Consider the following 14,802-nt stretch of genomic DNA (forward strand, 5'->3'; position numbering starts at 1 on the left):
CGCCCCGCGCGCCCTCAGCGGTGCGCGATCACGTAGCGATCGCGCCCGGTCAAATCGGGCAGCGATTCGACCTGATTGAATCCGGCCTCGCGCGCCAGCGCGCACAAGGCCGGATGCTGCGCGATTCCGGTCTCGAGTGCGATCAATCCGCCGGCGGCGAGAAACTGCGTCGCGCCCGCCAGGATTTTGCGCAGGTCGGCCAGCCCATCCGGTCCGCCCGAGGTGAGTGCGAGGTGCGGCTCGTGCTCGCGCACCTCTGGCTGGGTTTGCGCCGTTTCTTCGGCGGAAAGATAGGGCGGATTGGCCACGATCAGCTCGAACGCCGCGCCGTCCGGCAACCCCGCATACCAGTCCGACTGCAACCAAGTGACGCGCGACGGCAGTCCGGTCGCGGCCGCGTTTTCGGCGGCCAGCGCGAGCGCGTCCTCGCTGTGGTCCAACCCGGTGACCTGGGCGTCGGTGAACCGGCTCGCCAGCGCCAGCGCGATCGCGCCGCTGCCCGTCCCCAGATCCAGGATGCGCGCCGGGGGCGCGGTGTCCGCGTAACGGGCCACCACCAGCTCGACCAGCCGCTCCGTTTCCGGCCGCGGGATCAGCGCGCGGCGATCCGTTTTCAGTTTCAGCCCGAAAAACTCCGTTTCCCCGAGCACGTATTGCAGCGGCTCGCGCTGGCCGCGACGGCGCACCAGCGGCCGGATCCGTTCGAGCTCGGCCTCGGAAAGCGGACGCTCGAACTGCAGGTAGAGTTGCATCCGGCCCAGCCCCAGGCCGTGCCCGACCAGCAATTCGGCATTCAGCCGCGGATGCTCCAGCCCGCGGGCGGCGAAGAATTCCGTGGTCTTCTTGATGATCTCGAGGACCGTCAGCATGTCACTCGTCGTCGCCGCCGGCCGCGCGGCGGATCGCGCCGGGCAAGGCGATTCCGGTCAGCGCCGCGAGCTTCTCCTCGTAATCGGCCTTGTGCAGCGCCGCGATGATCGGGTCGATGCCGCCCTCGAGGACCTGCGGCAGATTGTAGAGCGTGAGCCCGATGCGATGATCGGTCAGCCGGTTCTGCGGGAAATTGTACGTGCGAATCCGTTCACTGCGGTCGCCGGAGCCGATCTGGCTGCGGCGCGTGGCCGCGTATTTCGCGCGTTCCTCCTCCTCGCGCCGCTGCAGCAGCCGTGAGCGCAGCACGGTCAGCGCTTTCGCCTTGTTCTTGATCTGCGACCGTTCATCGGCGCAGGTGACGATCAGCCCCGTGGGCTTGTGCACGATCTGCACCGCCGAATCCGTCGTGTTCACCCCCTGCCCGCCCGGCCCGCTCGCCCGCGTCACCGTGATCTCGAGTTCCTGCGGGTCGATCTGCACGTCGACCTCCTCGGCTTCCGGGAGCACCGCCACGGTGACCGTCGAGGTATGAATGCGCCCGTTCGCCTCGGTGACCGGCACGCGTTGCACGCGATGCACGCCGCTCTCGAATTTCAGGCGCTTGTAGACGTCCGTGCCGCTGATCAGGAAGATGACCTCCTTGAACCCGCCGCGCTCCGACATGCTGCTGCTCATCGGCTGGATCTTCCAGCCCTGCCCGTCGGCATAACGCGAATACATCCGAAACAGGTCGGCCGCAAACAGGCTGGCCTCGTCGCCCCCGGTTCCGGCCCGGATTTCCATCACGGTGTTGCGCGAATCCGTCGGGTCCGGCGGAATCATCGCCAGCAGCACGGCCTGCCGCAGCGCGGCGCGGCGCCGTTCGAGCTCGGGCAGCTCCGCCTGGGCGAGCTCACGCAAATCCGGATCCGCCGCGGGATCCTTGCCCAGGGCCGCCGCCTCGGCCGCTTCCCGGCCCAGCCGGTCGTACTCCTGATAGTCGGCCACGAGTTGCTGCAACTTCTGCTGTTCGCGGGAGACCTCGGCGGCCCGCCGGGCATTGGCGTAAAACGTCGGCTCCGCCATCTGCGCATCGAGTTCGTCGAGGCGACGCTGAAACGGAGCAAGGTCGGGAAGTTCGTCCATGGATTCGAGGGCGTGGGCGGTCATTTGCGAATTGCGCGGACCGCCGCTTGCGGCTTCGCTGACGGCATCGTCTCGCCGGGCGCACCCGCCTAGCGTCGCTGATCAGCAATGGCCACCACGCTCTTCACTCAAAACACCATCGCGTGCATCTGGGATTTCGACAAGACCTTAATCCCGGAGTATATGCAGTCGCCGCTTTTTCGGCGCTACGGCATCGACGAGGCCACGTTCTGGGAGGAGACGAACAAACTCGCCGAGCACTACCGCCGCCGCGGCTACAAGCTTTCGCCGGAGATCAGCTATCTCAATCATTTGCTGACCTACGTGCTGGCCGGTCCGCTCGCCGGACTGAACAACAAGATCCTGCACGAGTGCGGCCGCGAGATTCACTTTTATCCCGGGCTGCCGGAATTTTTCGATCGCGCCAAGAAATTCGTGAGCGAACGCGCCGAGTATCAGAAGCACGACATCAAGCTGGAGCATTACGTGGTGAGCACCGGCATCGCGCCCATGGTCCGCGGCAGTGCGATCGCCAGCCGGCTCGACGGCATCTGGGCGTGCGAGTTCATTGAAAATCCCCTCCAGCCCGGCTTCCTCCGGCAGAAGGAGCTGCCGCTCGACGACGCTGCGGCGGCGATCGCGCAGATCGGGATGGTGATCGACAACACCACCAAGACTCGCGCGCTCTTCGAGATCAACAAGGGCACCAACAAGGATCCGGCGATCGACGTGAACTCGAAGATGGCGGCCGAGGACCGGCGCGTGCCGTTTCAAAACATGATCTACATCGCCGATGGCCCGAGCGATGTCCCGAGTTTTTCCGTGGTGAAGAGTAATGGTGGCAAGGCCTACGCGGTCTACAATCCGGACAAACCGGAAGAGTTCGCGCAGAACGACCGGCTGCTCCAGTCCGGCCGGATCCACGGCTACGGTCCCGCCGACTATACCGAGAAGAGCAGCACGTCGCAGTGGCTGCGCATGCACATCCACCAGATCTGCGACCGGATCGTCACCGACCGCGAGGCGGCCGTCGCGCTGAAAGCCTCGAAGCCTCCGCGGCACCTCAACGCCACTGCCGAGGAACTGGCCGCCCGGCGAGCGGCGAAGGCGCCGAAGCAGGCGTCGTTTCTCGAGTAGCTCGTCGGCGCTCTGGCGTGAGCGCTGAATCTGCGCCGCGCCGATGCCCGGGCCACGGGTGGTCAGAAATGCCGCCGGCGGTCGGCTGTTCCTCCCCGAACGACTGCTCGCGCGCAAAAAAAAGCGCGCTGCGTCGTTCGCAGCGCGCTGGCAGTCGGACAATCTAAACTCGCATCAACCGACCGGGAGGCCCGAGCCGCTGACCGGCGGGAGGTCCGGCGTGACGATCGGAGGCGGCGGAGGAGGAGCAACCGGAGGAGCATCCGGCGCGGCGGGCGTCGGCGCCGCCGGCTGGGTCACGTTTTGCGTGACTTCCGTTGCCTGCTGCGTCGCCTGCGTGGCCGTGTCCGTCGCAGTTGACGCTGCCTGTTGAACGTCAGCTGAAGAAACTTGGGTTTGGAGAGCCGTCGCCGTCGTGCCGGACGCTGCCGCCGCGGCCGCGACGATCTCAGTCGAAACCGCCGCCGATTGGCCCTGTGCGACCGCCGCCGTCACCACCGCTGCTGCAACGGTCGCAGCCTGCGTCGGAGCCGCGGTCGTCACCGAGGAGGCGATCGCCGCCGCTTGCGTCGGAGCGGCAGTCGTCGCCGCCGAGGCGATCGCGGCCGCCTGGGTCGGAGCCACCGTCGTCGCCGCTGCCGCCACCGCCGCCGCCTGCGCCGGAGCCGCTGCCGCGGCTGCACTGGTCACCGCCGCCGCCGCCGTGGAGGAACCCGCCGCCGAGGAACCTGTGGCGGTCACGGCCGTGACGATCTGCGTCGTGAAGCTGGCCGCTTCCGCCGGGATCGCAGTCGCAGCCACGCTTATTACCTGCGCCGCGAGGGACGCGGCCGTGTCGGCCGACATGCCACTGGCAAGATTGTTCTGAACCACCGTGGCGAGCGTGGTGACCGCGGTTTCCACTACCCCGGCCACTTCCGGATTGCTTGCGATCGCCGAGGCGAGCGATACCGGCGGCTGCGGAGTGCCACCGGGAGGCGTGATGCTGATCTGGCCCGCGCTGATCAAATAGCTGGAGCCGTCCGCCGACGTGAACGTCACCGCGTCCGCCGTGGAGGCAATCGTGAAGCCATCCGCCGAAACCGTGGCGCTGAAAGCCGTGCCGCGGGCCGCGGCGACGCCCTTCGGCGTGCGCACTCCGTAACGGTTGATCGCTTTCCGCGCGGGATCGATGGTCGAGACGATGCCGCCCTTCTTGAGGTCGAGCAGCGCCTCTTGCGAGGCCACCTCGGTACCGCGGGTGACCACGTGCAATTTCTCCATCTTGACGACGGAGTTCGGCTCGATGGCCGCCACTGCGCCAGGGATTGCCTCGACGAAAACCTGCGTGTTCGCCGACGTGGTGATCACCGCGCCCTGCGGGATAAGCATGCCCGCCGTCACGGGCTTGGCGGCAGCTTCACCAGGGAGCTGCACCTCAGCCGCACCGGTCATACGGACGACCTTGGCCTCGTAGGCGTACACGCCGGATGCAAAGCTACCTGCTAACAGAGATGTAACCAGAAGTTTTGTGAGCTTGTTCAGGATGTTCATAAGCTGGAGGAGTCGGAACCGGCTTACCGGGAGTTCGGGAAGTATCTCTTGATGTCAGATGGAGGCAATTCCTATTTTCGCATCCGGCTTTTCCCGAAGGCATTCTAATATTTTCGCGTGGGCCTCGCGGTACTCCAGGCCGCGGCCCTTGGAATGACGTAAGTTTCTCCTCTGAGCCGTCGCAAACCGGCCGAATCGGGCCTCCAAGTGAGGTCCGTTGCCCCCGCCGTCGGGCCCCGCTGCCAGCTCGTGTTATGACGCAGATCCGAGCAGCTCAAACACCCTCACCGGCTGCGCCTTTCCCTTCACCGGAAGCGAGCCGCAGGGGCGCAACTGGAACGCCTCCGCGAGCAGCGGCTGAAGATTTTCCCCCGCGAGGATCCGCGTGTGCAGCTCTTTGTTCAGACTCTCCAACCGCGAAGCGAGATTCACTGCGTCGCCGATGGCAGCAAACTCCATCCGGCGGGGCGAGCCGATGTTGCCGATCAGCACGACGCCGTGATTCAGCCCGACGCCCATGGCCAACGGAGGTTTTTGTTCGCCCTGCCATTTGGCGTTCAGCTGCGCGAGCGTGGCCTGCATCGCGAGGGCTGCACGCGCCGCCCGCTGCGCGTCGATCGCCACGCCTTCGCTCGCCAGATCACCCCAGACAGCCATCACCGCGTCGCCGATGAACTTGTGCAGCGTGCCCCCCTCCGCGTGAATGCACTCCACCATCGCCTCGAGATATTCGTTGAGCTGCGCAATCAGCAGATCGTCGCGGAGCGATTCCGTCAGGCTCGTGAAATTGCGCAGGTCCGAGAACAGGATCGTCACCGGCCGCCGTTCGCTGCTCACGGTCGCGATGTTGCGGCCTGATCGCATCATCCTCTCGAGCAGAACCGGCGACAAATAGGTCCCGAACATCTGCTTCACCTGTTCCCGGGCACGTTGCTCCGCCAGGGCACGCCGAAAGATCACGGTGAACTGCAACGCCAGAAATCCGCCGATTGGCCCGAGCAGCGGGAGCCAGAGGCTGAACTTGATCCACGCCGCAAACGCGAGCACCGCATAGCACGCGACCACCAGCACGGTGAAGGTGGCCTCGACGGCGATCGGCCGCCGCAGCCCCAGCGCGAGCCCGCCATAGCCGACCAAGAGAGCGCCCAGCCAAACGGCCCAACCCGGCGCCACCCGTGCATAGTCGCCGGTCAGCACGTTGTTGACCACGTTCGCGTGCACCAGCACCAGCGGCGCCGCGGGATTGCGCGGCGTCGGCCCGATGTCCGCCTTGCCGGTCACCACCTGGCCGATGAACACGATCCGTCCGTCCAAGCGCGGCGGCGGCCGCACGGACGGGACATTGTTCACCAGCTGATCGGTCAACGTGATCATCAACTCGCCGTAGCCATAAGTCGGGAAATCCGGGCCCGCCTCGTTCTGATCATACCGGTAGTTCAGCAGAAACCGTCCGTCCCTGGCGATGGGCACGCGCAGCTCGCCGCGATCTTTCGTCGGCAGATAGATCGCGTCCCCCAGCCGAACCCGCACCGCGTCGGCGGGCGCGTCGAAGTAGGTCAGCAGCGCCTGCAACGCGAGCGAGGGGTAAACCGCCTCGCCCACCCGCACCAGCAGCGGAATCCGCCGCCGCAAGCCGTCCTCGCCTGCCGGCGTATCCGCGAATCCATACCAGCTTTCCTTCCTCAGCGCGGGAAACGGCCGGAGCGCGTCCGCGTCGCCGAGCAGCCGCGTGATCTCGCCTTCCACGTGCCGCAGCGGTTCGGTCGGGCCGCGCTCGGCCTCCGCGCCAGCCTCGGCCGGATCCGGGTTCGTCACGCTCGCGGTGACGACCTTCACGCCGCTGCGGCGCGCGATGTTGGCCGCGCGCGCCATCGCCGCATCGCCGCCGCCTTCCCGACTCGCATCGAGAATGACGTCCCAGATCACCGCCGCGGGTTTCGCCAACGTCAGCAGATTGATCAACTCGCCGTGCACCGCCCGGTCGGGCGGCCAGGCCACGAGGTTCATCTCCGTGGCGTCGCCGAACAACACCACCGCAATCCGCGGATCGGGCGGCGGCTGAAAATGCACCCGCACGTTCGTGCGCCAGTCCAGCGTGCGCCATTCCACCCGCTCCACCACGTCCAGCTGGGTCAACAGCCACGCCAGGCCAAAGCACAGCAGCGGAGACGCGGCGAACCGCCGCCAACCATGAAGCGCTGGAGTCTTCATTCGCGCGGCGACCCTGCCAATTCACCGCGCAACAACCAAGCGCTTTTCTCCGCGGCCGGCTTGACGGGGCGCTAGTCAGGTTGGGAAACGCGGCACGGGCATCCTGCGCGTGGACGGCACTCCGCGCCACAGCCATGGGCGAGACGCCCATGCCACGCTACGCTACGGAAACCGGCCGCGTTTTTCTTTACTCCACGCTGACGAGCCGCGAGCGATTCATCTCCTGGGCCAGATTGTTCACCCGCGACGCATAGTCGTGGGCCGAGGCCGAGGCGCGTCCGCGCACCGCCGCGGTGAGTCCGCCGTTCCACGCCAGCGCAATCATGTACGGGGTCGGCGCCACGCCGTTGCGCAGCAACCCGCGCTTCAACCACTCGTAATGCCGCACCGCGACATCCTCCGCCGCGTAGCGATTCAGCGCTTCGGCAAAGGGCGCCTTGGTGTGCATGCGCCACGTGCTGCGGCGAAACTGATACGGCCCCAGCTCGCCATATTTGCCCGGCCGGGACGTATCATGCGGGTTCTCCACCGCCTGGATCGCCCGCAATATCTCGGCGCGCCCGACCGCGCGCGCGTCGTCCGCCCAGCCGACCGCAAAGAGGGTCGCCAGCAGGAAAAGCAGCCTGGAGTTGAAGCGGACGTGTTGCACGCGCGCTCCTGACCCAAACTGGCCCAAAAAGGTTCGTCGCAGCCGGAAATTTTTCCCGGGAATTCGGGGGAACCCCGACGTCGTTGCACAATGCACGCCTCGCGTCAGACCGGCCTAGGCATCGCCGGGCCGGCCGGGGCGGATATGCCGATGAGCGGTAAGCTGCGACGGGTGTGCACTTCCGCGTTTCTGCCAGTGCTCGACACCACACGCTACCGCCGCGGATCGGCGTTAAGACGAGCGAGTGCGTTGCGAGGGTGATCGCTACACGATTTTTTAAGACGCAGCCTGATTTCGCGGACGATGGGGCCCTGGGCACGTTGGCGCGCACGGGACGATCCCCGTTGCTGCCCCATCGTGAGTCTACCCGAATCCGAACACGCCCGCTGGTTTACCGAAGAAGTGCAGCCGCACGAATCCTCGCTGCGTTCCTATCTGCGGGGGTTGTTTCCCACGCTGACGGATGTCGACGACGTGGTCCAAGAATCCTACGCCCGGCTGATTCGCGCGCGCCAAGCGGGTCGGGTCACCTACGCGAAGGCCTTCCTGTTCACCACGGCGCGGAATGCGGCGCTCGACCTCTTCCGGCGCCGGAAGGTCGTGGCGATCGACGCGGTAGGCGATTTGTCCGACTTGTCCGTCTTGGAGGAAAGGCCGGACGCGGCGGACGCGGCGGATCACCAGGAACGGCTCGATCTCCTGGCAGAAGCCGTGCGCCTGCTGCCCGACCGCTGCCGCCAAGTCGTTACGCTCCGCCTGCTGTATGGACTCTCGCACAAGGAAATCGCCGCCGAGCTCCGCATCTCCGAGCACACGGTCAAGGCACAGCTCGCCAAAGCCATGCGGCGTTGCACCCACTTTTTCGAGGTGCACGGACTGATTCCCGGCCCGCTCGCGCCCATCGCCGAACCGTGAAAACGCGTCGCGCATCTTCTCCCGCAGCGGAAGCCATCGAGGCCGAGGCGGCGGCCTGGCTCGCCCGGCTCGATGGCGGGATCACGCCCGACGAACGCGCCGAGTTCTTTCGCTGGCGCGAAGCCGACTCGCGCCACGCGGCGGCCTTCGCGCGACTGGAGCAGACGTGGCGCGCCCTGCACGAGCTGCGCAGCTACCGTCCGCTCGCGCGCCTTCATCCCGATCGCGATTTGCTCGCGCCGCCACCGCGAGGAGTTTTCCGCCGCCGTTTTCCGATGATCGCACTCGCCGCCGCCGCGGCCGTCATCATCGGATGGACGCTCTGGTCGTGGGCGCCCCGCTCGCTGCAGAACGGCGGTTCGGGCGCCACGCAGATCTTCGCCACGACCAGCGGCGGCTACGAGCGGCTCACGCTGTCGGACGGTTCCGTGGTCGAACTCAACGGTCAAAGCGAGGTGCGCGTCGCCTATCGGCCCGAAGAACGCCGGATCCAGCTCACGCGCGGCGAAGCCCACTTCATCGTGGCCAAGAATCACGCGCGGCCCTTCATCGTGACTGCGGACAAGGTCGCCGTGCGCGCGGTGGGCACCGCCTTCGACGTCCGACTCGCCGACCGCGCGACCGAGGTGCTCGTAACCGAAGGCCGGGTTCAGCTCGATCATCCAGGCTCGCGGAACCCGCCCGCGACCGGCGCAGTCGCCGCTCCCGCCACGCTCGACGCCGGCTGGCGCGCCGTCGTCGGTCACGCCAGCGGGGAGCCTCTCGCGCTCGAGCAGCTTTCCGCCGCCGCCATCAGCGAAGCGCTCGCCTGGCAACGGCCGCGGCTCGTGTTCACCGAAACGCCGCTGCGCGAGGTGATCGCCCGGTTCAACCAGCACAATCGCGTGCAGCTCGCGCTCGCCGATCCCGAGCTCGGATCGCTGCCCGTCGGCGGCAGCTTTCGCGCGGAAAATGTCGACGCCTTCGTGCGCCTGCTCACGAGCAATGGCGAACTCGTCGCGGAGCCGGCCGGCGATGTCATCGTGCTTCGGCGCGTTCGCTGAAGCCGGCCGCCGACATGGCGCTGTCGCCAGTTTTCGCCTACGCTCGATCGCTGGAGTCCGCCCCACGCCCACCGGCCGGCGTAGCCCGTCGCGACGCGTGGCTCGTCTCATCGTGTGACTGGTTTTCCCCCACGCCCGCCAGTCGCGCATGACGCCCTCACCCTTCACCCACCCCCGACGGCCACGTCCGTTTCGATTCGGTTCCGCAGTCATTCTCGGCTGGTTGCTGCTGCTCGCGGCCGGCTTGCACGCGGCGACCGCCCCGCACAAGCACTACGAGATCCCGGCCGGCGACGCCGCCCAGACGCTGAAACAGTTCGTCGAGCAGTCGGGCGAGCAGGTCATCTTTCTCGTCGACAAGGTCCGCGGCGTCACGACGCGCGCAGTGCGCGGTGAATTCGACGCCCGCGCGGCCCTCGATCGCATGCTCGAAGGCACGGAACTTTACGTGATCCAGGACGAGCCGAGCCGCGCGCTCGTCGTCAATCGTGGCGCCCGCAAGCCGCGCCCGCCGCCGCATCCGCCTCCCCAGCCGGGCCCCGGGGCCCGCCACGAGCGCACCCCGCCGGGCAGCACCGCCAACGCCCCGCCCGACGAGGTCGTGCGACTCCCCACCTTCACCATCGCCTCCGCCCGCGACGACAGCTACGTGGGCAAGGAGGCGCTGAGCACCACGCGCACCGGCGTGGAATTGCTCGACCTGCCGCAGTCGGTGAAGGTGATCAACCGCGCGTTTCTCGACGATCTCAGTCCGGGGCTGCTCATCGATACGCTGAAATACGTCGGCGGCGGCCAGGCCGGAAACATCAACTTCGCCGACGACCGGTTCACGCTGCGCGGATTCGCCAGCCCGGCCGACATCGGCGACTTCGTCGACGGGTTTCGCGGCAAGACCGATTCGAACACCGAAAGCGCGATCATCGAGCGGCTGGAGATCATCAAAGGCCCTTCCGCCATCTTCGTGGCCAACGGCCCGGTCGGCGGTGTCATCAACAAGGTGATCAAGGGGCCGGTTTCGTATCACCTCGGCTCGCTCCGGCTGCAGACCGGGCTGTTCGACGCCCATCGCGCGGAGCTCGACCTCGGCGGCCCGATCACCGCCGACGGCAAATGGCTCTATCGCTTCGTCGCGGCCGGTCAGTATTCCAACGGCTGGTATGACCGCACCTACGCGCACCGGCTGGCGCTGGCGCCGTCGCTCGCCTACGTGTTCAGCGCCACCTCTCGGCTCACCGTCAAATACAACTATCTCCTCTACCGGTTTTCCTCCTACAACGGACTGCCGTTCGATGAGCGCACCGGCCGGATGCTCGCGCTCGAGCGGCAGCAACACTTCGGCGAAGCGGCACCGCTCAACGGGCGAAAGGACGTCGTCCATCGCGTCTTCGCCGAATACACCAACCGGCTGAACGAGCATCTCGCGCTGCGGCTCGCCGGTTTCGCCAACTACAACAACGCCGCGCGCATCGAATCGGTCAACGGCAGCTCGATCCCGGTGACGTTCGCGCCCGGCCAACTGATCCCCCGCAGCACCACCGCCCAGGATCGCCGGCACTATCGGTACCAGCTGCAGCTCGATACCGTCAGTACGTTCTCCACCGGGCCGCTCGCCCACCGGCTTCTCGTCGGCGGCGAACTCGCCGACGCGCCCGACATCGTCGCGAGTTTCGCGGGCACCAGTAGTCCGATCGATCCCGACCACCTCCATTTTCCCGGCATCGTCGCGGTCGACACCGCCGCGCCCAGCAGCTATCTCAAAACCAACAACCGGCAAGCCAAGGCGTTCGTGCTCGAGACCGTGAGCCTCGCCGAAGGCCGGCTGCAGCTCTCGGCCGGCGCCTCGCACGTGCGAGCCGGCACCTGGTCCGAAAACCGGCTCGCTCACACGACGACGCCCAAGCTCCGTCTCAACCAGGCGCTCCATCAATATGGCGTCGTGCTCAAACCCCGTCCCGGGCTCGCCGTGTTTTACGGCTACAACGAAAACTTCGCGCCGAATTTTCTGAACGGGCGCGTGCTGCCCAGCCAGCTGGGCCAGCAGCACGAGGTCGGCCTCAAGACCGACCTCTTCACCGGCCGGCTGCAGATGAATCTGGCCTGGTTCGACATCAGCCAGGCGAACGTGCCGGTCCTCTCTTTTCCGCAAACTACGCCGCCGACCTTCGTGCTCGTGCCCGGCCAGACGTCGCGCGGATTCGACGGCGACATCACGTTTCAGGCCGCTCGTAACCTTGATCTGATTTTCACCTTCGCCGACCTGAACGCCGACGCGCGCTCGCAGGCGAACTCCGCCGCGCCCGTGCTGATCAACCCCGTCAACAATGTCGCCGAGCGCACGCTGGGGCTGTGGGCGCGCTACAAATTCACGAACGACCGGCTCGACGGTCTCTCTCTCGGACTGGGGCTCAGCCACCTTTCGCGCCGCGCGATCACCAGCAACAACAACGCCGTGGTCTACGGGTGGCTCGATCCGTTCACGCTGGTGGATCTCGCGCTCGCCTACGAGCGCGGCGCGTTTCGCTACGCGCTGAACATCGACAACGTTTTCAACACCGAGTACGAGGCCAGCGTACGCAACCCGAGCATCCTCGTCCCGGGCATGGACACCAACCTGAAGGCGTCGGTTACGTGGAAGTTCTAGGGCCCGGCCTCCCAGGCCGCTGATTTTGTCATTGCTCCCGACGGCGCGCCCGCGGCAATCCGTCAGGCTCGTTTCCGATGCTGCGCCTTCACCTGCCACCCAATCTCGCCGCAGCCGCCGGCCGCAACGCGGTCGCGCTCAAGGTGGATCTCGATCTGCGCACGCCGCCGGCGCCGGAATTGCTGCCGATCCTGGCGCTGCTGCAACGCTGGTGCGGCACGCCCACGCCGCCGAAATTTTTGCAGCTCACCCGCGCCCAGCTCCGCGAACTGGCCGACGCCACCGGCGATCAGCCCGTATTCTGGGAAAACGGCCAGCCTACGACGTGGCAGCATGACGAATTCATCGTCGAACCCATCTCTCCCGTCGCTGATCTCCGCTCTTCGAGTTCCGATATCCACGCTCCAAACCCGAAACTCCAAACCCCAAACTCCAAACTCTCCGGCTCGGGTTCAGCCTCGCCGCCGATCACCGTCGATGGCTCCGAGCACTTTTTGGCGATGTCGCTGCCGTCGCGCGAGCACCCCGCCTACGCGGAGATCGCCGAGTTGCTGAAGTCGAACGGGTTTCTGCTCGAACCCTCGAACCGCAAGTGGTGGCTGCGCGATCGGCACAAAACGCTGAACTTCCTCGCCACGCATGGCGCACGGCTGCGGGAGGAGTTCGGCGCGCAGTTCACCGCCAATTTTCAAAAAAACACCGCGCGGATCCTGCCAGCCGAGATCACCTGCGAGGCCACGCCGGTCGGCGCCGACTTCAACGTCACGGTGGCGCTCCGCGCCGGCTCCGCCTCGGACGACGCGCTCCGCTCCGCGCTCACCGCGAGTCGCGGTTACGTGGAAGCCGACGGCAAGGTGTTCCTGCTCGATGCGGCGAAGGTGCGCCAGCTCGACGCGGCCCAGCATGCGCTCGCCGGCACGCCCGCCGGAGGCAGCATCACGCGGCGCACGCACCGGGTCACCGCCGCACGCGCCGCCGAGGCGGAGGGGCTCCTGGAAACCCTCTCGCCCGATTTCCAGCCGCCGGCCGAATGGCGGACGCGCAGCGAGGCGCTGCGCCAGCTCACCCGGCTCCAGCCGGCACCGTTGCCCGCGACGCTCGAGTCGCAGCTTCGCCCGTATCAGCGGCTCGGCGCCGCATGGCTGTGGCACCTCTACCGGCACGAACTCGGCGGCATTCTGGCGGACGAAATGGGCCTCGGCAAAACCCTACAGGCGCTCGCGCTCCTCACCGCCGTCAACCGCGCGGCTCCCACCGCTCGCACCTCGCTCGTCGTGTGCCCGGCGTCGCTGCTCGAAAACTGGCGCCGCGAATCCGCGCGTTTCGCCCCGAGCCTCCGCGTGTTTGTCCATCACGGCGCCCAGCGACTCGCCGAACCCGCCGCGTTCGCGCGGCACGATCTCGTGGTCACCTCCTACGGCACGCTGACCCGCGACTGGGAGCTGTTCACCAGGGTGCGGTTTGAAACGATCATCGCCGACGAAGCGCAGCACATCAAAAACCGCCGCTCGCAAAACGCCGCCGCACTCCGCTCGCTCTTGGCGCGCAGCCGTTTCCTGCTCACCGGTACGCCGCTGGAAAACTCGCTCGACGACCTTCGCTCGCTCTTCGAATTCCTGCTCCCGGGCTACGTCGATCCGCTGCCGCCCGGCGTCCGCGCCGACGAACGCGCCTGGTTCGACGAACGGCTCCGCGCCCGCGTCGCGCCTTATCTCTTGCGCCGCACCAAGTCCGCCGTGGCGCCCGAACTGCCCGCGAAACTGGAACAGATCCTCTGGTGCGAGCTCTCGCCCGCGCAGGCCAGTCTCTATCGCGCAACGCAGCAGCGGTTGGAGCGCGAGTTGTTCGATCTCGAAGCTGGCGGCGCGAGCGAAGCGAAGCTGCGTTTCGCCGCGCTCACGCAGCTGCTGCGCCTCCGCCAGATCTGCTGCGACCCGCGACTGGTCGAGTGGCATGGGCGTCCCGCCCATGATCACGGGCGAGACGCCCGTGCCACGCCTGACGCTCCGGGCCCTCAACTCTCAACCCTCAACTCTCAACTTTCCCTTCCGCCCCCAACCCTCAACGCTCAACCTTCCGCTCCGCTCTCGGCTCCGCCGCCCTTCCCCGACTCCGCCAAGCTCGATGCGTTTCGCGAACTGCTCGCCGAAGCCGTCGACGACGGGCACCGGGTGCTCGTGTTCTCGCAATTCACCTCGCTGCTCGCGCTCCTGCGCGAGGAGCTCGCCGTTCAGGAAACGGCGCACTGCTATCTGGATGGCTCGATGCCGCCCCGCGCGCGTCAGGCCGAGGTCGATCGGTTTCAAAACTCGCCCGACATCCCCGTTTTCCTCATCTCGCTCAAAGCCGGTGGCACCGGCCTGAATCTCACCGCGGCGGACACCGTCGTGCACTTCGATCCCTGGTGGAACCCCGCCGCCGAGGCGCAGGCGACCGATCGCGCGCACCGCATCGGCCAGAGCCGGATCGTCACCAGCTACAAGTTGATCGCCAGCGGCACCGTCGAGGAGAAGGTGCTCGCGCTGCAGGAGGAGAAACGCGCGTTGCTCGCCGGCGTGTTCGAAGCCAGCGACGCCGTCGCCGCCCAGCTCAGCCTCTCCGATCTGAAAGCGCTGCTGCACTGACGTCCGCCCCGCGCGGTTGACGGTCCTGCCTCGCCGGAAATTTTCCGCATC

The 14,802-nt window shown here is 67.0% G+C and carries 10 protein-coding genes; 5 read left to right on the top strand and 5 right to left on the bottom strand.

Annotated features, from left to right (window positions below):
* Window positions 1-14: 14 nt before the first annotated feature.
* Entirely contained in the window at window positions 15-869 is an 855-nt protein-coding gene (prmC, locus tag OTER_RS17665) for a peptide chain release factor N(5)-glutamine methyltransferase (RefSeq protein ID WP_012376303.1), read from the bottom strand.
* A gap of 1 nt (window position 870) precedes the next feature.
* Window positions 871-2,022: a peptide chain release factor 1 gene (gene prfA, locus OTER_RS17670; protein ID WP_012376304.1), complete on the bottom strand. Its 1,152-nt coding sequence runs from the start codon at window positions 2,020-2,022 to the stop codon at window positions 871-873.
* A gap of 84 nt (window positions 2,023-2,106) precedes the next feature.
* Between prfA and OTER_RS17675 the strand changes: the two genes are divergently transcribed.
* Complete coding sequence (locus OTER_RS17675) at window positions 2,107-3,135, top strand: HAD family hydrolase (protein ID WP_012376305.1); 1,029 nt, start codon at window positions 2,107-2,109, stop codon at window positions 3,133-3,135.
* 174 nt (window positions 3,136-3,309) lie between these two features.
* Here OTER_RS17675 and OTER_RS26885 read toward each other — a convergent pair whose 3' ends face one another.
* From OTER_RS26885 to OTER_RS17690, 3 genes are all read right to left on the bottom strand, one after another.
* Window positions 3,310-4,668, bottom strand: coding sequence for a FecR family protein (locus OTER_RS26885; RefSeq protein ID WP_012376306.1), 1,359 nt, complete (start codon window positions 4,666-4,668; stop codon window positions 3,310-3,312).
* A gap of 252 nt (window positions 4,669-4,920) precedes the next feature.
* The gene (locus tag OTER_RS17685; protein ID WP_012376307.1) at window positions 4,921-6,879 is read right to left on the bottom strand and encodes a CHASE2 domain-containing protein; all 1,959 of its coding nucleotides are present in this window, start codon (window positions 6,877-6,879) and stop codon (window positions 4,921-4,923) included.
* Window positions 6,880-7,066: 187 nt separating this feature from the next.
* The gene (locus OTER_RS17690) at window positions 7,067-7,528 is read right to left on the bottom strand and encodes a hypothetical protein (RefSeq protein ID WP_012376308.1); all 462 of its coding nucleotides are present in this window, start codon (window positions 7,526-7,528) and stop codon (window positions 7,067-7,069) included.
* Window positions 7,529-7,885: 357 nt separating this feature from the next.
* Between OTER_RS17690 and OTER_RS17695 the strand changes: the two genes are divergently transcribed.
* The 4 genes from OTER_RS17695 to OTER_RS17710 all read left to right on the top strand — a co-directional run bounded on the left by OTER_RS17695 (window position 7,886) and on the right by OTER_RS17710 (window position 14,751).
* Window positions 7,886-8,443 (top strand): RNA polymerase sigma factor, encoded by a 558-nt coding sequence (locus OTER_RS17695; RefSeq protein ID WP_044891861.1) that lies wholly within the window; start codon window positions 7,886-7,888, stop codon window positions 8,441-8,443.
* Entirely contained in the window at window positions 8,440-9,486 is a 1,047-nt protein-coding gene (locus OTER_RS17700) for a FecR family protein (protein WP_012376310.1), read from the top strand. Before OTER_RS17695 ends, OTER_RS17700 begins: the two co-directional genes overlap by 4 nt.
* Window positions 9,487-9,634: 148 nt before the next feature.
* Entirely contained in the window at window positions 9,635-12,127 is a 2,493-nt protein-coding gene (locus tag OTER_RS17705; RefSeq protein ID WP_012376311.1) for a TonB-dependent siderophore receptor, read from the top strand.
* Between the two features lie 77 nt (window positions 12,128-12,204).
* Window positions 12,205-14,751 carry a DEAD/DEAH box helicase gene (locus OTER_RS17710; RefSeq protein WP_012376312.1) on the top strand — a complete coding sequence of 849 codons (2,547 nt, stop codon included), beginning with the start codon at window positions 12,205-12,207 and terminating at the stop codon, window positions 14,749-14,751.
* The last annotated feature ends 51 nt before the right edge of the window (window positions 14,752-14,802 follow it).

It is taken from the genome of Opitutus terrae PB90-1 (assembly GCF_000019965.1).
Taxonomy (GTDB): domain Bacteria; phylum Verrucomicrobiota; class Verrucomicrobiia; order Opitutales; family Opitutaceae; genus Opitutus; species Opitutus terrae.